The organism is Hymenobacter sp. 15J16-1T3B, from assembly GCF_020711235.1.
In the GTDB taxonomy this organism is placed as follows: Bacteria; Bacteroidota; Bacteroidia; order Cytophagales; family Hymenobacteraceae; genus Solirubrum.
Genome location: NZ_JAJFAV010000004.1, coordinates 167,985 through 185,759 on the forward strand (window position 1 = coordinate 167,985; position 17,775 = coordinate 185,759).

13 protein-coding genes are annotated in these 17,775 nt (G+C 62.6%); 3 read left to right on the forward strand and 10 right to left on the reverse strand.

What is annotated here, in order from left to right; translation table 11 throughout:
* Window positions 1–23: 23 nt before the first annotated feature.
* From LJ737_RS08745 to LJ737_RS08755, 3 genes are all read right to left on the reverse strand, one after another.
* The gene (locus LJ737_RS08745; protein ID WP_227764747.1) at window positions 24–275 is read right to left on the reverse strand and encodes a hypothetical protein; all 252 of its coding nucleotides are present in this window, start codon (window positions 273–275) and stop codon (window positions 24–26) included.
* Window positions 276–391: 116 nt separating this feature from the next.
* Window positions 392–1,624, reverse strand: a complete 1,233-nt coding sequence (locus tag LJ737_RS08750) for an S-adenosylmethionine:tRNA ribosyltransferase-isomerase (RefSeq protein WP_227764749.1) — start codon at window positions 1,622–1,624, stop codon at window positions 392–394.
* Between the two features lie 345 nt (window positions 1,625–1,969).
* Window positions 1,970–2,743, reverse strand: coding sequence for a class I SAM-dependent methyltransferase (locus LJ737_RS08755; protein WP_227764751.1), 774 nt, complete (start codon window positions 2,741–2,743; stop codon window positions 1,970–1,972).
* A 195-nt stretch (window positions 2,744–2,938) separates the two neighbouring features.
* On the opposite strand from LJ737_RS08755, the gene LJ737_RS08760 reads away from it, so the two are divergent.
* Window positions 2,939–3,499 carry a hypothetical protein gene (locus tag LJ737_RS08760; RefSeq protein ID WP_227764753.1) on the forward strand — a complete coding sequence of 187 codons (561 nt, stop codon included), beginning with the start codon at window positions 2,939–2,941 and terminating at the stop codon, window positions 3,497–3,499.
* Window positions 3,500–3,574: 75 nt separating this feature from the next.
* Here LJ737_RS08760 and LJ737_RS08765 read toward each other — a convergent pair whose 3' ends face one another.
* From LJ737_RS08765 to rpsF, 7 genes are all read right to left on the reverse strand, one after another.
* Window positions 3,575–4,198 carry a TM2 domain-containing protein gene (locus LJ737_RS08765; RefSeq protein WP_227764755.1) on the reverse strand — a complete coding sequence of 208 codons (624 nt, stop codon included), beginning with the start codon at window positions 4,196–4,198 and terminating at the stop codon, window positions 3,575–3,577.
* 273 nt (window positions 4,199–4,471) lie between these two features.
* Entirely contained in the window at window positions 4,472–7,027 is a 2,556-nt protein-coding gene (priA, locus tag LJ737_RS08770; protein WP_227764756.1) for a replication restart helicase PriA, read from the reverse strand.
* Window positions 7,028–7,186: 159 nt separating this feature from the next.
* Window positions 7,187–9,250 carry a thioredoxin domain-containing protein gene (locus LJ737_RS08775; RefSeq protein ID WP_227764759.1) on the reverse strand — a complete coding sequence of 688 codons (2,064 nt, stop codon included), beginning with the start codon at window positions 9,248–9,250 and terminating at the stop codon, window positions 7,187–7,189.
* 96 nt (window positions 9,251–9,346) lie between these two features.
* Window positions 9,347–11,518: a GSCFA domain-containing protein gene (locus LJ737_RS08780; protein ID WP_227764760.1), complete on the reverse strand. Its 2,172-nt coding sequence runs from the start codon at window positions 11,516–11,518 to the stop codon at window positions 9,347–9,349.
* Between the two features lie 221 nt (window positions 11,519–11,739).
* Entirely contained in the window at window positions 11,740–12,183 is a 444-nt protein-coding gene (gene rplI / locus LJ737_RS08785; protein ID WP_227764763.1) for a 50S ribosomal protein L9, read from the reverse strand.
* A 29-nt stretch (window positions 12,184–12,212) separates the two neighbouring features.
* Window positions 12,213–12,464 carry a 30S ribosomal protein S18 gene (rpsR, locus tag LJ737_RS08790; RefSeq protein ID WP_078012240.1) on the reverse strand — a complete coding sequence of 84 codons (252 nt, stop codon included), beginning with the start codon at window positions 12,462–12,464 and terminating at the stop codon, window positions 12,213–12,215.
* Between the two features lie 4 nt (window positions 12,465–12,468).
* Window positions 12,469–12,843, reverse strand: a complete 375-nt coding sequence (gene rpsF, locus LJ737_RS08795; RefSeq protein WP_227764765.1) for a 30S ribosomal protein S6 — start codon at window positions 12,841–12,843, stop codon at window positions 12,469–12,471.
* Between the two features lie 378 nt (window positions 12,844–13,221).
* Here rpsF and LJ737_RS08800 point away from each other — a divergent pair, with 378 nt between their 5' ends.
* On the forward strand, window positions 13,222–14,550 hold the full coding sequence (locus tag LJ737_RS08800) for a cytochrome c3 family protein (protein WP_227764766.1): 1,329 nt from the start codon (window positions 13,222–13,224) through the stop codon (window positions 14,548–14,550).
* A gap of 137 nt (window positions 14,551–14,687) precedes the next feature.
* On the forward strand, window positions 14,688–17,756 hold the full coding sequence (locus LJ737_RS08805; RefSeq protein WP_227764768.1) for a TAT-variant-translocated molybdopterin oxidoreductase: 3,069 nt from the start codon (window positions 14,688–14,690) through the stop codon (window positions 17,754–17,756).
* The last annotated feature ends 19 nt before the right edge of the window (window positions 17,757–17,775 follow it).

Genomic DNA, 17,775 nt, shown 5'->3' on the forward strand with positions numbered 1-17,775 from the left:
TTTTGTTGTCCAAGCAACGAGGCTTAGTTCACTACGTCTTCGGCTTTGTTGCCGACTTTTTTGGCGCCTTTCTTCACGGCGTGGCCGGTTTTCTGGGCTCCTCTCTTCACCACGTGGCCCGTTTTCTTGGCGCCCTTTTCTACGCCGTGCGCGGTAGCATCTACGGTGCGGCCGGCCTTGGTTTGCGAGGGAGCGGTTTGGGTAGGCGTATCTTGGGCCGAGGCCGTCAGGCTGGTCAGCGCTACGGCGGCCAGCAGCATCATGAGCTTTTTCATAGGAGGTCGAGGTCAGGAGTTAGGTGACCTGCCTTCTACGAACGGCCTGTCCGAAGGATGCCCGCGGCGGGGCTGGGGCGGCGCGCATTCAGCAAAACTTCATCCGGTGCGGGCGGCTACGGCAGCAGCAGCGAACTGTCGCCGTAGCTGAGGAAGCGGTAGTCGTGCTGCAGGGCGTGGTCGTACACGCGGCGCCAGTCGGGGCCGAGTAGGGCGGCCACCAGCAGCAGGAGCGTGCTTTCGGGCTGGTGGAAGTTGGTGATGAGGCCCTGCACCACGCGGAAGCGGTAGCCCGGCGCAATCAGCAGTTGGGTGCTGGCCTGCGCCGCGTCGTCGCCGCGGCGCTCTAGTTCCGTCAGCAAGGCTTGCAGGGCGGTGGCGGTGGGTACATCCTCCCGCCCTTCGTAGGGCTCCCACTGCTGCACCTGCCCGCTGAGGCTGCCGCCGCGCGCCACTTGGCACCCCAGCCAGTACAGGCTTTCGAGGGTGCGCAGGCTGGTGGTGCCCACGGCAATGACGGGCCGCGGCGCATGCGCCAGCAGCTGCTGCAGCACCGCCCGCGTGGCACTGATGGGCTCGGCGTGCATGGGGTGCTCAGCCATGCGCTCGGCCTTCACGGGCTGAAACGTGCCCGCGCCCACGTGCAAGGTCAGCTGCGCCGACTGAATGCCGCGCCCCGCCAGCTCGGCCAGCACGGCATCGGTGAAGTGCAGGCCGGCAGTGGGGGCGGCCACGGCGCCGTCGTGGGCGGCGTACACGGTTTGGTACCGCTCATCGTCTTGGCCGGTGGCTTCGCGGCCGAGGTAGGGCGGCAGCGGCAGCCGGCCCGCGCCGGCCAATACCTGCGCAAACGGCAACTCGGCGGGCTGCCAGCGGAAGCGAATCAGCGAGCTGCCTTCTTCGGCGGCCACGCGCTCGGCTTCCAGGGTGGCCGGCTGCCCGTCGGGCGTGCTGAAGCTAACCTGCACCGGGCCGGTTTTCCAGCGTTTGCCGTTGCCCACGAGGCAGCGCCAAGTGCACTCCGCGGTTTGCTGCATAGCCGGCTCGATGGCGCGGTGCGGGGCCACCGGCTCCAAGCAAAATAGCTCGATCTGTCCGCCGGTGGGCTTGTGCAAGTAGAGCCGAGCGCGCACCACTTTGGTGTTGTTGAACACCAGCAGCGCATCGGGCGGCAGCAGCGCGGGCAGCTCCCGGAAATGGTGGTCGGCCAGCGCGCCGCTGCGGTACACGAGCAAGCGTGAGCCGTCACGGTCGGGCAGGGGCGCCGGAGCAATGCGCTCGGCGGGCAAGGCGTAGGTGTAGTCCAGGATGGAAATCTGGCGCGGATCGGCAGCAGGCGGGGTATTCATGGTGCGCAAAGGTAACCTCCGTACGGACGATGCCGCGCCAGCGCCCAAGAAGCCGGCATCACACCCAGCTCCCAGTGCGGAAAGGTCGTCCCTTCAGCCGCCGTTCACCCCAGCGTCCTTGCGAGCGGAGCGCGGCACCCGCAGGAAGGCGTAGCCAATCCTTCCTCCAAGAGCACCGCCTCTACAATACCTGCTACCCGAAAACGCCCCCGCCCGAAACCAGCGTCACTTGGTTTCAGGCGGGGGCGTTTTAAGTCTGTGCCAGCTGTAGCGTTGTGCTGCGGGAGGAAGATTTGATTCGTCCTCGCAATGACGGCTGATGCTTTGGTATCGAGGTGAGCGTGGTTACCGCTGGAATATCAGCAGGTGCTGCTGCGGCAGGGACTTGTTGTTCTCCACGAACTTCAGACCCACGGCTTCCATCTCGCGGCGGGCCTGCTCCTCACTCATGCGGTGAATGCGCTTGATGGGCAAATTCGGGTCTTCGGCGCGGTATTCCACCAGGGCTACGCGGCCGCCGGGCTTCAGGGAGTTGCGCACGGCACGCATCATCTCGCGCGGGTGGTCAAACTCGTGGTAAGCGTCGACGATGAGCACCAAGTCGAGGGTGCTGGCGGGCAGGTTGGGGTTGCGCACGGTGCCGAGTACGGGCTCCACGTTGGTGATGCCGCGTTCTTTGCTGGCCTCGCGCACTTTTTCCAGCATTTCGGGCTGAATATCGACGGCCAGCACCTTTCCTTGGGGAACCAGCGGGCTCATGCGAAAGGAGAAGTAGCCGGTGCCGGCGCCAAGGTCAGCTACCACGTCGGTGGGCTTCAGGTGCAGGTTGCGCAGCAGCACGTCGGTGCCTTCCTGCTGCTGGCGGTCGGAGCGTTCCAGCCAGGGCGCGGCCTCGTGGCCCATCACGTGGGCAATCTGCCGGCCCATGTAGTACTTACCGATGCCATTGGGGTCCTGGGGAGCTTTGCGCTGGTAGCCGGCGGTGTCAGGGGCGGCGCCGAGGCGGCGCTGCGCGGCTAGGCCCGCGCTGCTTTCCGCAATGGGCGTTTGGGTGCACGACCAAGCCAGGGCGGGAGCCAGCAAAGCCACTGGCAGGCGAAATCGGAACGGAATGAGCATAGGTAAGTGCAAAGAAAGCGGCATTGGGCTAACAGCGCACGTACCGAGTACGTTCGCGGCCCAGGATTAACCCTGGCCGCGCCGGTGCCGTATGGCCTGCCAACGCCGCCCGCGAGCGGTTTCGTTCGTCCGTGTATAATTTGCGGCCGTAGCACTGCTGACAGCGCCTTTCTTTCACCTCTTTCCTTTTTCCAGATGAAGCACTTTGCCCACCTGTTCGGCCAGCTTGCCAGCGCCGCGCTGGTTGCCTTGGCTCTCACCGGCTGCGGCCGCGGCGACTACGCCATGCTGCCCAAAACCAGCCCCTACCACGAAACCCACACGGCCGCGCGCGTGGCCCCGGCGCCCCAGCCCGTAGCCGTGGCTGAACCCGCCGCCGAGCAACCCGTCGCCCCGGCCGCCGTGGTGGCCGCGCCAGTAGCCGAGCCCGCCGCTCCCGCACCGGCCGCTAAGGCCGCTACCGTGGCTGCCAAGCCGGTTACCAAGCCCAGCTTTGCGCAGCAGGTACTGGTGAAGAAAATGCTGCACAAGGCCGAGAAAATGGCCGCTAAAACCCAGCTGAAAAAACACCAGAATGCCGCTTCCGCCGAGCAGGTGCAAGCGCAGAGCCATCTGCGTTTGGGCATCATTCTGCTGGCCATCGGTCTGATTCTGGCCCTGTTCTCGGGCATCAACGCTATCTTCGGCGTGCTCGGCACCATTGCCATCATCATCGGCATTGTGCTGCTGGTGCTCTGGTTGCTGGAGCAGGTATAAACGGCCCGACGCCCTTAACTAAAAAAGCCCCGGCTGCCAGTGCAGCCGGGGCTTTTTGCTGTTGCGCGGGGCAACTTAGAGCGTCTTGGCGTAGCTGCCGTTCTTCGGCTGCAGGCCACCCGTCAGGATGCGCACGAAGTCGATAATCACCAGCACGAACAGGGCAATGGCGGGGATGATCAGGAAGCTGGTCACAGCCAGGGCAATGTAGAGGATGCCGCGGCCGGTGTAGCCCAGGTAGAAGCGGTGCACGCCCAGGCCGCCCAGGAAGAAGCAGAGCAGGGCAGCGGTCAGCTGGCTTTTGCCCGAAGCCATCGGCGAAGCGGCGTTGGCTTTCTTAGCGGCCTTGTGCATGGCCTTCAGCGTAGCCTTGGCTTCTTTGATTTCGGCGCGGGTCGGAGCGGCTTTGGTTTCGGCTACCGACGAAGCCTTAGCGGCTTGCGTGTGGGCGGCGTAGGTGCGGGCCGTGTGGCGCTTGGCAGCCACCGGGGCGGCGGCCGTCGAAGCCGTCAGGTCGGCGGCGGGAGCAGCGGCTTCGGTAGCGGGCGCGGCGGTTTCGGTTACGGGCTCAGCCTTTACTGCGGCGGTGTAGGTGGCGCCGTAAGGAGCCGAGTTGCGGAACGTGTAGCTTTCCTTGCTGCACGAAGCGAGGGTAACAATGGCCAGAGCGGTGGCGAAAAGGGAGGAAAACTTACGCATTGGATGTGGTTGGAAAGGGAAGGAAAAGAGGAATGAAAAAGCCGTTAAGTCAATTTTAGCTGGTAGAGTTACCAAAACTTGGCGGCAATATAGAATGAAATATTGCACGTCAAACCATGCTCAGATTAAAGTTTATATCACATAAAAGGGGGATGCTGCCACCGAAAGCCCAGAAAATTCCTAGTTAAGTTGCAGGTTTTTTAATGCAAAACTCCCCCGGGCTAAGTCAAGTCGACCAGCCCGGGGGAGTTCAGTTTGCTCGCGACGAAGCAGTTACATCGGGTCCACGTCGGCCACGAAACGGGCCTGGCGGAAGTCCTTGTCATCGCGCATCAGGTTCAACGACTCCAAAATCTGCGCTTTGGCGTGCTTGAGCACGGTATGCTCCCGGCTGAGCTTGATGGTAATTTCCTGCAAGTAGAAATTCCGGATGCGGAAGATGTAGGGCGCTTCGGGGCCCAGCACGGCGTCGCGGCCGAGGCGGTCGACCAGCTCCTGGGTCAGGCGCACGGCTGCGTCGAGGGCTACGCGCTCCTCCACGTGCTTCACCGTGAGCTTGATGACGCGGGCAAACGGCGGGTACATATGCTCGCGGCGCTGGGCAATTTCGTACTCGTAGAAGGCCACGTAGTCGTTACGCATCACCTTCTCGAAAATCTGCTGCTGCGGGTCGCCGGTCTGGATGATGACCTTGCCCTTCTTGCCTTTGCGGCCGGCCCGCCCGCTCACCTGCACAAACATCTGGTAGGCTCGCTCGTGCGCCCGGAAATCGGGGTAGTGAATGATACTGTCGGCATTGATGATACCCACCAAGCTCACGTTGCCGAAATCCAGGCCCTTGGTCACCATCTGCGTGCCCACCAGCACGTTGGTGCGCTGCTGCTCAAAGTCGCTGATGATCTGCTGGTAAGCATTTTTAGCGCGGGTCGTGTCCAGGTCCATGCGCTGCACCTGGGCCTCGGGCAGCATCAGCTTCAGGTCGTCCTCGATGCGCTCGGTGCCGAAGCCAATGGCCTTGATAGCCCGGGAGCCGCAGGCCGGGCACTCGCGCGGCATCTGGTCGTGGTGGCCGCAGTAGTGGCAGCGCAGCTCGTGGGCGTGCTTGTGGTAGCTCAGGCTCACCGCGCAGCTTTTGCACTTCGGAATCCAGCCGCAATCGAGGCAGCTGATGAATGGCGAGTAGCCGCGGCGGTTCTGGAACAGAATTACCTGCTCGCCCTGGCTGAGCTTGCCTTCGATGGCGGCCGTTAGTTCGGGGGTGAAGTGGTGGGTAGGCTTTTTCTGGCCCTGAGCGGCGTTGCGGCGGGTGTCAATCAGCTCGATGTCGGGCAGACCGGCCTCGCCGAAGCGCTTGGTCAAGGACACCAAGCCCCAGCGGCCGGCGCGGCACTGGTAATAGGTTTCGACGGAGGGCGTGGCCGAGCCCAGCAGCACCTTGGCGCCCTGAAACGTGCCCATCATTAGGGCCACTTCGCGGGCGTTGTAGCGCGGGGCCGGGTCGTACTGCTTGTAGCTCGATTCGTGCTCCTCGTCGACGATGATGAGCGAGAGGTTGTCGAAGGGCAGGAACACGGCCGAGCGCACGCCCACGACTACCTGGAAGCGGCCCGACAGTACGCCGTTCCACACTTCCACCCGCTCGTTGTCGGAAAACTTGCTGTGGTACACGCCCAGGCGCGAGCCGAACACGCGCATCAGGCGGGTCACAATCTGGGCGGTGAGGGCAATTTCGGGCAGCAGGTACAGTACCTGCCCGCCGCCTTCCAGGGCCGAGCGGATCAGGTCGATGTAGATTTCCGTTTTGCCGGCGCCCGTCACGCCGTGCAGCAGCGTGATGTCCTTCTGCCCAAACGAGTCCATGATTTGGTCGCGGGCCGTGGTTTGGGCTTCGCTCAGGGCGAAAGGCATCTGGTTCCGGTCGTTTTCATCGAGCGGAAAGCGCGACACAATCTGGTCGAACTGCTCCAACACGCCGTTTTTGATGAGCGTGTTGACGGCGGAAGGAGAGAGGTGCGGACTGCTGGTCAGCGCGGCCTTCTCGATGCCGCTGTGGTTAAGGTGCTCGTTTTGGTACACCGGCACGCGCTGGATGTAGCGCATGAGCACGTCGAGCTGCTTGGGCTTGGCGGCCAGCTGCTCAAATAGGCCTTCCAGCGCCGCTTCGGCCACGAAGTGGTGGGCCAGGCGTACTTTCTTCACCACCTTGGGCGCGTACTTGTCGGCAATGTGCTCGAAGAGGAAAATAACGTCCTTCTGAATCAGGCTCTTGATGACCTTGTGGAAGGAGTTGATTTCCAGGATTTCCCCAACCTCGGAAAACGTCAGCGCTTTGCCGTCCTCGGTACCCAGCGCGGCCACGATGCGCTGTTCCTGCTCGGTGAGCGGGTAGGGCGTGCCTTCGGAAAGGTACTGCGGGTGCAGCTGCACGCGTGATTCGGAGCTGAGCTTGAGCGCCGAGGGCAGGGCCGCGTTGATGACCTCGCCCAGGGTGCACAGGTAATAATCGGCAATCCAGCGAAACAGCTTCAGCTGGGGCTGCGTCACCACCGGCGCATCGTCGATGAATTCCAGAATGTACTTGGCCTGGTAATCCTTGGGCGGCGTCTCGTGCACCGCCGCCACGATGCAGCTCAGCGTCTTTTTCGCCCCGAACTGCACCAGCACCCGCCCCCCGATGACGACCTGGTCGTTCAGCTCGAAAGGCACGCGGTAGGTATAGAGCTTGGGCAGCGGCAGGGGCAGCACCACGTCGGCAAACAACGTGACGCGGTCCGCGGGCGCGGCGGTGGGCTCGTCGGCAGGGAGGGCAAAGAGGTGAGTCTGGGACACGGCAGGGGCAACAGCGAACAGCAAAGATAGACCGCCGAGGGGCTAAGATTGTTCGCCGATTGCCAAGATGGCGTCCTTGCGGCGGCCACATGAAAGCATGGCTATTTCAGCATGTTGCGGCTTTTCAAGGTGTTGTGTTGCCGCGCCTCAAGCAGGCGTTTACGCGGGCAAGCCCGCCGCCCGAATCTGTGCCAGCGCCTCCGTTACGCTCGTCACGGGCTGCTGGCAGGCGTGGTGGTAGCACACGTAAATCGTCGTTTGCCCGCCGGTCGCGCCGCGCCCTTGCAGCAAGGGCAGGGTACTGGCCGTGGTGGTGCCCGTCAGCACCGCGTTGGGCAGCAAGTGGCGGCTCAGCTCCCGCCGGAACGCCTCCGCTTCCGGCCCGACTATGGCCACCTCCGCCAGCGGAGCCAGCAAGCTCAGATAAAGCGAAGCCCAACCGGCCAGGTGTTGTGGCTCCTGCACGGCCAGGGCCTGCGTGGCGGCTAGCATGGCCGCGGCCCGTTCGCGCCACTCCGCGCGGTCGAGCAGCGTGCCCAGCTGCAGCAGGTTGTGGGCCATGACGGAGTTGGAGCCAGGAATTACGTTATCGAACAGCTCCTTTTTGCGAGCAATCAGCGCTTCGGCGGTGGCGTCGGTGTAGAAGAAGAGCGGATCGGCTGGGTCGTGAAAATTAGCCAGCACATATTCCGTCAATTCCTCGGCGCGCCGCAGCCACTGCTCGGCGAAAGTAACTTCGTAGAGGGCCGTATACGCATCGATGAGCAGCGCGTAGTCCTCCAGAAAGGCTGGAATAGTGGCCCGACCATGTTTGGTAGTGCGCCACAGCCCGCCGCCGGCCCGCCGCAGGTTCTGCTCGATAAAGTTTGCGTTCTGCAAAGCTAGTTGCAGGTAGTCGGCTTGGTGAAAAGCCCGGTAAGCATCGATGAGGCCCCGCAAGGCCAGGGCATTCCAGCCGGTGAGAATTTTGTCGTCGAGGCCCGGGCGCACGCGCCTGTCGCGGTAGGCAAGCAGCTTAGCGCGCCAGCCCTGCACCAGCTCGGCCACCACGCCCGGCGTGAGCTGGTGGGCCTGGGCAAAGTCCGTTTCCGAGTGGCGGCGGTGCAGGATGTTGCGGCCGTGCTCCCAGTTGCCCACGGCGGTGCAGCGGTAGTAGTCGATGGCCAGCGGGGCTTCATCGCCCAGCGCCTCGCGCAGCTCGTCGAGGGTGTAGACGTAGAACTTGCCTTCCTCGCCCTCGCTGTCGGCGTCGAGGGAAGAATAGAAGCCGCCCTCGGGGCTGAGCAGCTCGCGCCGGAGCCAGCCCACCGTTTGCGTCACCACGTCGCGGTACAGCTCGTCCTGGGTGAGCTGGTAGGCTTCGGCGTAGAGGCTCAGCAGTTGCCCGTTGTCGTAGAGCATCTTCTCAAAGTGCGGCACCAGCCACTCGGCGTCCACGCTGTAGCGGGCAAAACCGCCGCCAACCTGGTCGTACAGCCCGCCCCAGGCCATTTCGCGCAGGGTCAGCTCAGTTTGGCGCCGCTCGACGTGGTTGCCGGTCAGGGCATGGGCACGGAGCAGAAACCGCCAGATAACCGGCATAGCAAACTTTGGGGCTTTGGACGTACCGCCCAGCTTGGTATCGAAGCCCTTTTCCAGGTTGCGCAGCAGTTGCTGCAGCTGCAGGCGCGACAAGCCCGTCGTGGCCGCTTTCACCCCGTATTTTTCCAGGTCATGGGCCCGCAGCACCCGCGCAAAATCCTCCGCCGACTTGTCCAGCGCCGGGCGGTGCTCGGCCGTGGCGTACGCATTCGAAACCTGCTGCAACAGCTCAAACCACTGCCGCGGCGGAAAGTAGGTGCCGCCGTAGAAGGGCTTGGCCTCGGGCGTCAGAAACACGTTTAGCGGCCAGCCGCCGCCCACGCCCATGGCCTGCACGGCGTCCATGTACACCTGGTCCACGTCGGGGCGCTCCTCCCGGTCCACTTTGATACACACAAACCGCTCGTTCATCACGCGCGCAATCTGCTCGTGCTCGAACGACTCGCGCTCCATCACGTGGCACCAGTGGCAAGCGGCGTACCCGATGCTGACCAGAATGAGTTTTTGCTCGTCCCGGGCCCGATTCAGCGCTTCTTCGCCCCAGGGGTACCAATCGACTGGGTTGTGGGCGTGCTGCAGCAGGTAGGGACTGGATTCGTGGATCAGTCGGTTGGGCCGGGTAGCAGGGGGCTGGGTAGTCATAGGCAGGAGGCAAAAGTGGGGCGGGCCGCTCAGCTACAGTACGAGAAACCAGCCAAAAACAACAAACCCGGCCAGCAGGGACCGGGTTTGTTGTTTCTAACTGGCAGCGGGCTCGTCGGGCTTGCGGCGCGGCGGCCGGCTCCGGCGTTTAGGCGCCGCGGCCGGCTCGCTTGGTGCTTCCGGAGTCGGGGTTGGCGCTGGCGTCGCTTCGGCCGCGGGCGGGGTAGATGGCGCCGGTTTGCGGCGCGGGGCTGCCCGGCGCCGGGGCGCGGGCGTTTCCGGCGCGGGGGCTGGCTCCGTGGCCGAGGTTTCTGGCGCGGCAGCTTCCACCATAGCCGGTAGCTCAGGCAAGGCCGGCGCGGCGGGCAGCGGGAGGCTTTCCGCCCCGGCGTCAAGAGCCGGCGTGACCTTGCTGGGCTTGCGCGGGCTGCGGCTGGCACGACGCGGCTTGGCACGCGGCGTTTCCTCGACTGGGCTAGCCGCCTCGTCCGAAGCCGCCGTCGGCGCTTCACCAGTGGCAAAATCTGCCGGTGCGGCGGGTGTTTCGTCAGGAATTGCTACCGCCGGGGCGCCCAATGCCGACTCCGCCAACGCAGGCGCTTCTGCCGGCAACAGGGGGGCAGCCGTAGACTCAGCCGCAGGTTCGGAATTCGCCGCAGCATCTTGGGCCGACGCTTCCTCAGTAGCAACGGGTTCGGCATACAGTGCCGGCTTTTTCCGCTTCGAGCGGTTGCGCCGCTTGGCTGCCGAGGTCGGGATAGGCGCCTCAACGGCGGGCAGCTCCACGGGCGGAAGCGCCGGTTCGGCATTCACCGGCAGTTCAGCTTCGTCGGCCGACGCGCTGGTAGCTGCTTCAGCGTTTTCGGCCGAAGCCGGGACTAGCGCCGTTTCAGCTGCAACGGTAGCCTCAGCGCTTACGGCAGCCTCACTGCCTTCAACCGTGGCTGCGGCCGCATCATCGGCGCCCGTGCGGTTTTTCTTTTTGTGCTTGCGGCCGCCGCGCTTGCGTTTGCGCCGTTTGCCGGCGCCCAGCTCACCCGGCAAGGCCGCTTCGGCTTCGTTGCTGCTGGTTGATTCGCTGGTTTCGAACTCGTCTTCTTCCTCGTCAGCTTCCGCCTCCGCTGACAGGATTTCGGCCCAGGTCGGCTCGGTTACTTTCGGCGGAGCGGCCTCTACGGGTTCCACCGCCTTGGGCGCGGCCGGCGTAGCAGCTGCGTCTTCGTAGCCAACGTCGATTCGCTCTTCGCCGTCGTCCTCATCCTCCGCCGGTGCGGGGGGCGCAGGGGCGGGCAGCGCCGCCAAGCGGTCCTGTACGTCGAGCAGCTCCAAGCGCACGTCCACGTGGCGGCTGAGCAGCCGCTCCAGACGTTTGAGCGTTTGCTCCAGGAATTCGCGGTGTTCCGGCGCGCCTTCGTGCAGCGGCCGGTGGTGCAGCGCCCGCTGAATGCCGTCCCATTCCTGTACGAACTGCTTGAAGCCGGGCTCGAAATACACCCCGGTAAACTTCTCCCACACGTACTGCTCGGCCACGTTCGACGGATGAATCATATCGTCCCCGTAGAAGCGGTAGTCGCGCAAGTCGTCCAGCAGCAGCTCGTAGGCCGGGAAATAAGAGGCACCGGGCAGCAATTCGCTGAGGTAGTGGCAGGCCACCCGCAGCACCGATTTGCTCACCGCATTTAGCGGCAGGGTGTCCTTCAGGTGACGCACCGGGCTGACCGTCAGCACCAGCCGCAATTGCGGATTCTGTTGCCGCAGCAGTGCATACGCTTCGGTCACCGCCGATACAATTTCCTCGGCCGTCAGCAGCTCTTTTTCGAACCGGTCGGCGGGCACTTTGTGGCAGTTGTTCACCACCTCCCCAGTGTCGCGCAGGCGGTAGGCGTAGGCCGTGCCCAGCGTCCAGACCAGTACGTCGGCGCGTCGGGCAAAGGCCGCCGTTTCGCGCACGGTTTCCTCGATGCGCTCCAGCAGGGCAGGGGGGGAGTCAGCCCCCACGCTGGCGTGCAGGTCGTAGCTCTGCCAGCGGCCCCGGGCCTCTACCAGATGCTGCTGCCAATCGGTGTCCTCGCCGGCCACGGCGCGCAGCAAGCGGGCGGCGGCCAGCGGGTTAAATACGGTGCCGAAGGGATTGACTAGCGTCCGAACCTTGTGGTCGGTCAACCGCTCCCCGATGACGTCCGAAAAACACGACCCGATGGTGAGAACCCGCGCCCCGTGGGAGAGCAGCTGCGCGGCAGGTCGAAGGGATAATTCAGTGCGAAACATTAGCAAAAACAGTCCTGGCGGCGGCAACCCGGCGGCCAACCTACGCAACGGCAGGCGGAAGGCCAAACGATGGCGCCGACGCGGCCTCGGGCCAGCGGCGCCACTGGGGCGGGGTGCAGATAAAGCGGCGTACGCGCTTCCGCCTACGCAAGCTAAGGCTTATACGACAAAAAAAGCCCCACCACGAGGGCGGGGCTTTCTAAAAGCGGGGCAGCGGCCGATTACTCAGCTACTACGTTTACGCGAATCTTGTGCTTCACCTCGCGGTGCAGGTCGATGGAGGCGGTGTATTCGCCCACGGTCGACGGGTCCGAGTCGAGGCTGATGCGCTTGCGGTCCACGTCGAAGCCTTTGGACTTCAGCGCGTCGGCAATCTGCAGCGTGGTCACGCGGCCGAAGATCTTGCCCGAATCACCCACCTTGGCGGGGATGTCGATGCTCAGGTCGCCGATGTTGTTGGCCAGGGTCTGAGCGTCGGTTTTCACCTTCTCAGCCTTGTGCGACGCCTGGCGTACGTTCTCGGCTACGATTTTCTTGTTGGTTTTGTCGGCCACTACGGCCAGACCCTGGGGCAACAGGTAATTGCGGCCGTAGCCGGGCTTTACCGTCACGACGTCGTTCTTGTAGCCCAGGCCTTTTACGTCGTCTTTCAGGATAACTTCCATCTTGCGGAGTCGTCGTTAAGGGTAATGGACTATTTCAGCTGGTCAGCCACGTAGGGCATCAGGGCCAGGTGACGGGCTTTTGCCACGGCCTGGGCCACTTTGCGCTGGAATTTCAGGCTGGTGCCCGTGATACGGCGGGGCAGAATGCGGCCCTGCTCGTTCACGAACTTCAGCAGGAAGTCCGGGTTTTTGTAGTCGACGTAGCGGATACCAGCTTTCTTGAAGCGGCAGTACTTGGTGCGCTGCTCCTGCTTGTGGATGCGTTCGTTGGCGAGGCTCATCTGATTACTGGGCTACGGCTTCGGTTTGCTTTGCTTTCTGCGAGTTCAGTTCGCCCTTGCGGCGACGCTCGTTGTAAGCCACGGCGTGCTTATCGAGCACCGTGGTCAGGAAGCGGATTACCCGCTCGTCGCGGCGGTAAGCCAGTTCCAGCACGTCGATAGCGGCGGCGGGAGCGGTGAACTCAACCAGGTAGTAGTACCCAGTCGATTTTTTCTGAATCGGATAGGCCAGCTTGCGCAAGCCCCAGTTTTCCGTGTTCAGGAGGTCGGCGCCATTTTCCTTAAGCACCTGCGTGAACTTCTCGATCGTCTCTTGAACCTGCGCGTCGTTGAGGACGGGCGTCAGTACGAAGACGGTCTCATAGTTTCTGTTAGCCATTGCGGAACAGAGAAAAAGTAAGTGAGACGATGAATGAGCCGGCAAAGGTAAGACTTTTACCAATTCGACCAGCCTGTGACTGACAAATAATTTACCGAAACAGTTCGACAAACTTCTGATTACCAACCCGCAAACCTTGGTGGCCGTAGGCGGGTTGAAAGCACGAGAGCCAAGTGGCGTCGGAAACTAAGTTGGATGTTTCGGAGGCCAACCTTTTATACCTATATATAATAAGGTGTAAACGAGGCTTTTTAGAATGGTTCTAAGTAGGCTGAATAGGCCGAAAATTAGCCTAGGCTGGTTTGTTCTCTGGCATTCGTGGGCTACATTTGTGGCCCTAAAGCACCCTGCTTTTACGTTTTTCCAGCACGTTTTGCAATGAGTAGCTACCGACTACGTCCTTTTTCACACTGGCTTCTCGCTCTGTTCCTGACGTTTACTGCCGTTGGCCAAGTGGCCGCGCAGGATGCCGCTACGGTGAGCAAAGAAGGTGTGACGCCCGGGGCCACGGCCGCTGCTGCCCCCGCGGCAGCCGCTGGCAGTGCCGCCGGTGCCGGTGATGCCGCCGCTATTGCGGCCGGCGACGCCCTCTTCAAAGGCAACTGCGCCCAGTGTCACGCCGTCAATGACGTCGTAGTTGGTCCGGCTCTGGCTGGCATCGACAAGCGCCGCCCCCTGCCTTGGATTATCAAATGGGTGAAGAACTCCAGCAAGGTTGTCGCCAGCGGCGACGAGTACGCGGTGAAGCTCTTCAACCAGTACCAGAAGCAGCAGATGCCCAGCTTCGCCCTGAGCGACGCTGAAATCACCTCCATCGTGGCTTACGTGAAGTCGCAGGAGGGCGCTGCCAAAACGCCGACCGCCCAAGGCCAGCCCACGGCTGATTCGGGCCAAACGGCTGCCGCCGGCGACGACGCGGCCGGCTCGGGCAAGTACGTGAACGTCGTGCTCATCGTCCTTATTGTGGTGCTGATTGTGCTGGTGGTAACGCTGGTTATCATCGCCAACATCATGAAGGACGTGCTGCGGGGCCGCAAAGACCTCGACGGCCGCGACGTAGAAATCCTCGAGCAGAAAACCGACTGGATGGGCGTCCTGAAGTCGGGCTGGTTCAAAGGGGTAGTCGGCACGCTGTTCGTGCTGGTGGTGCTCTACGAATCCATCCAGGGCATTATGGCCGTAGGCCTGAGCCAGGGTTACCAGCCGGCGCAGCCCATTGCCTTCTCGCACAAGCTGCACGCCGGGGAGCACCAAATCAACTGCGCCTACTGCCACACCTCGGTGTACAAGAGCAAGTCGGCCAACATTCCCTCGGCCAACATCTGTATGAACTGCCACTCGCAGATCAAGACGACCTCGCCGGAAATCAAGAAAATCTACCGCGCTATCCAGCGCCAGCAGCCGATCCAGTGGGTGCGTATCCACAACCTGCCGGACCTGGCTTACTTCAACCACTCGCAGCACACGCAGGTGGGTGGCATCGAATGCCAGACCTGCCACGGCCCGATCCAGAACATGGACGTGGTGTACCAGTACTCGGCCCTGACCATGGGCTGGTGCATCAACTGCCACCGCGAGACGCCGCTTAACACCAAAGGCAACGGCTACTACGACAACCTGGTGAAGCTGCACAACGAGGCTAACGCCGGGGCTCCGTTCACCGTGTCGTCGAACGGCGGCACCGAATGCTCGAAGTGCCACTACTAATAGGTTGATTGGAACCCAGGAGGCGCTGGCCCAGTTCGGCGCCTCCCGTTCCGCTTTCACGTCGAAACAGAGAAACACTTGGGCCCTGTGACGGCCGCTTATACGTCACCGCGCAGTCCCTAAGTACCCATACACACATGCAAGAGTCGCCTAAGTACTGGAAGGGAATCGAGGAGCTCGAAAACTCGCCGGAGTTTCTGCATAACGCCCTGAGCGAGTTCGGCATTCCGATGAAGGAAAGCCGTCCCTCGACGGACGATACGGTAGCCCCACGTCGCGACTTCCTCAAGCTGATGGGCTTCGGCCTGGCTGCTGCCACGCTGGCTAGCTGCGAAGCACCCGTGCGCAAAGCCATTCCGTACCTGAACAAGCCCGAAGAAGTTGATCCGGGCATTGCTAACTTCTACGCCTCGACCTACTTCACCGGTCAGGACTACAACAGCGTGCTGGTCAAGACGCGCGAAGGCCGTCCGATCAAGCTCGAAGGCAACCCCGAGTCGCCGGTAACGCGTGGTGGCCTGTCGGCCCGCGCGCAGGCCTCGGTGCTGAGCCTCTACGACGGCGCCCGCCTGCAGTCGTTTGCCATCAACGGCAAGCCCGCTGACAAGGAAAAAGTAGACCAAGAGCTTCGCGGCCGTCTGGCTTCGGCTGGCCGCATTGCCATCGTTTCGCACACGATTATCAGCCCGAGCACCAAGCGCGCCATTGCGGACTTCGCGGGCCGTTTCGGCAACGTGGAGCACGTGATGTACGATGCCAACTCGGTATCGGCCCTGCTGCGCGCCAACGGTGGCGTGGTTCCCGGTTACGACTTCAGCAAGGCCTCGGTTATCGTGAGCCTGGGCGCCGACTTCCTCGGCACCTGGATTTCGCCGGTGGAATACGCCGCGCAGTACGTTGTTAATCGCAAAGTTTCGTCGGACAAGCGCAGCATGTCGCGCCACATCCAGTTCGAAACGAACATGTCGCTGACCGGCTCCAACGCCGACATCCGCGCCGCGGTCAAGCCCTCGCAGATTGGCACTATCGCCCAGCAGCTGCACGCCGCCATCGTGGGTGGTAGCATGCCCGCTAAGCCGGCCGATCCGAAGAAGGACATCATGGCCAATGCCCTGTACATGGCGGCCTCGGAACTGAAGGCGGCCGGCAACGGCGGTCTGGTGGTTTCGGGTTCGAACGACGCCAACGTACAGGCCCTGGTAGCTGCCATCAACGCCGCGCTCGGCACCGCCGCCATTAACCCGGCTGCTCCGTCGTACGTGCGTCAGGGCGACGACCAGCGCATGGCCAACTTGGTGAATGGTATCGGCAGCTACGGCGCCGTTATCTTCTACCACGCCAACCCGGTGTACGACCACCCGATGGGTGACAAAGTCGCCGCAGCCCTAGCCAACAAAGGCCTGCTGTCGATTTCGTTTAACCACACGGCTGACGAAACTGGCTCCCTCTGCCAGTACCAGTGCCCCGACCACCACTGGATGGAGTCGTGGAACGACTACGAACCCAAGCGCGGTTTCCTGAGCCTTGCGCAGCCGGTAATTACGCCGCTGTTCAAGACGCGTCAGGCACAGGAAAGCCTGCTGACCTGGGCCGGTAACCCTACCTCTTACTATAACTACCTGCGCAACAACTGGCGCGGTATTCTGGGAGGCAACTTCCAGGCTGGTTGGGACAAGGCCGTGCACGACGGCGTCGCCACCGGTACGCTGCTGCCGGCTCCGGCCGCGCAACTGGCTCCGGCTGGTCAGGCTACGGCTCCGGCCGCTAAGTCGGGCGGCGTTGAGCTGGCCATCTACGAGAAAGTAGCCCTGGGCAGCGGCGCGGAAGCCAATAACCCCTGGCTGCAAGAACTGCCCGACCCGGTATCGAAAGCTACCTGGGGCAACTACGTGACGGTGCCGCGTGCCATGGCCAAAGAAAAAGGCTGGGAGCAAGGCGACGTAGTGAAAGTAACCGCCAACGGCAAATCCCTGGAACTGCCGGTGCTGATTCAACCGGGTCAGGCGCAAGGCACCATCGGCATTGCACTCGGCTACGGTCGCACTAAAGCTGGCATGGTGGCTGACAAAGTAGGCGCTAACGCCTATCCGCTGGTGTCGCTGGCCGACAACGCCCTGAACTACACTGCTACGGCTACTGTCGAAGCTACCGGCTCGCGCGAGCCGCTGGCCCAGACGCAGACCCACCACACCATCATGGACCGCAAGCCGGTCGTGCAGGTGGCCACGCTGGAGCAGTACATCAAGAATCCCAAAGAGGTAACGGAGTACGACAAGATTGCTACGCCGGACGGGCTGGAGAAACCCAGCAAAGTCTCGCTGTGGCAGGACTATGAGTACAAGAACCACCACTGGGCCATGGCCATCGACCTGAACTCGTGCATTGGCTGCGGCTCGTGCGTGGTGGGTTGCCAGGTGGAAAACAACGTGCCCGTAGTCGGCAAGCAGGAGGTTATCAACCGCCGCGAAATGCACTGGCTGCGTATCGACCGCTACTACAGCTCCGATACCCACAAGGACTCGTTTGAGGACAAGGGCAAGCTGTCGACCTACGCTTTGATGGAAGACCCCTCGGACAACCCGCAGGTTATCTTCCAGCCGATGCTCTGCCAGCACTGCAACCACGCTCCCTGCGAAACGGTGTGCCCGGTACTGGCTACCACCCACAGCACCGAAGGTCTGAACCAGATGACCTACAACCGCTGCGTGGGTACGCGCTACTGCGCCAACAACTGCCCGTACAAAGTGCGTCGCTTCAACTGGTTCTCGTACTACTCCAACGAAAAGTTCGAAACCGTAAACGGCCACATGTTCACCGACCTGGGCCGCATGGTGCTGAACCCGGACGTGATGGTGCGCGCCCGCGGTGTAATCGAGAAGTGTTCGTTCTGCGTGCAGCGCATTCAGCTCGGCAAGCTCGAAGCCAAGAAGCAGAAGCGTCGCCCGGTGGACGGCGAAGTGGTTACCGCTTGCGCTCAGTCCTGCCCGACCCAAGCTATTGTGTTCGGTGATTTGAAAGACCCGAACTCGCGTGTGGCCCAGATCTGGCGCCGCGAAGACGGCGAGCGGGGCTTCAAAGTTCTCGATGCCGTCAATACCCAGCCGAACATTACGTATCTGACCAAGATCCGTAATAGCGCCACCAGCGAGTTCTTCGCGCCCGAGGTGGAGAAAGCCGAGAAAAAGGCTGAAGCCCACAACGCCTAAGTCAACACGAACCAATTAA

Excerpts from the sequence above, each read along its gene's own strand:
- rpsF (WP_227764765.1), bottom strand. The coding sequence starts at position 12,843 with ATGGCTAACAGAAACTATGAGACCGTCTTCGTACTGACGCCCGTCCTC.
- LJ737_RS08780 (WP_227764760.1), bottom strand. The coding sequence starts at position 11,518 with ATGTTTCGCACTGAATTATCCCTTCGACCTGCCGCGCAGCTGCTCTCC.
- LJ737_RS08745 (WP_227764747.1), bottom strand. The coding sequence starts at position 275 with ATGAAAAAGCTCATGATGCTGCTGGCCGCCGTAGCGCTGACCAGCCTG.
- LJ737_RS08760 (WP_227764753.1), top strand. The coding sequence starts at position 2,939 with ATGAAGCACTTTGCCCACCTGTTCGGCCAGCTTGCCAGCGCCGCGCTG.
- LJ737_RS08775 (WP_227764759.1), bottom strand. The coding sequence starts at position 9,250 with ATGACTACCCAGCCCCCTGCTACCCGGCCCAACCGACTGATCCACGAA.
- rplI (WP_227764763.1), bottom strand. The coding sequence starts at position 12,183 with ATGGAAGTTATCCTGAAAGACGACGTAAAAGGCCTGGGCTACAAGAAC.
- LJ737_RS08755 (WP_227764751.1), bottom strand. The coding sequence starts at position 2,743 with ATGCTCATTCCGTTCCGATTTCGCCTGCCAGTGGCTTTGCTGGCTCCC.
- LJ737_RS08765 (WP_227764755.1), bottom strand. The coding sequence starts at position 4,198 with ATGCGTAAGTTTTCCTCCCTTTTCGCCACCGCTCTGGCCATTGTTACC.
- LJ737_RS08750 (WP_227764749.1), bottom strand. The coding sequence starts at position 1,624 with ATGAATACCCCGCCTGCTGCCGATCCGCGCCAGATTTCCATCCTGGAC.
- LJ737_RS08800 (WP_227764766.1), top strand. The coding sequence starts at position 13,222 with ATGAGTAGCTACCGACTACGTCCTTTTTCACACTGGCTTCTCGCTCTG.
- LJ737_RS08805 (WP_227764768.1), top strand. The coding sequence starts at position 14,688 with ATGCAAGAGTCGCCTAAGTACTGGAAGGGAATCGAGGAGCTCGAAAAC.
- rpsR (WP_078012240.1), bottom strand. The coding sequence starts at position 12,464 with ATGAGCCTCGCCAACGAACGCATCCACAAGCAGGAGCAGCGCACCAAG.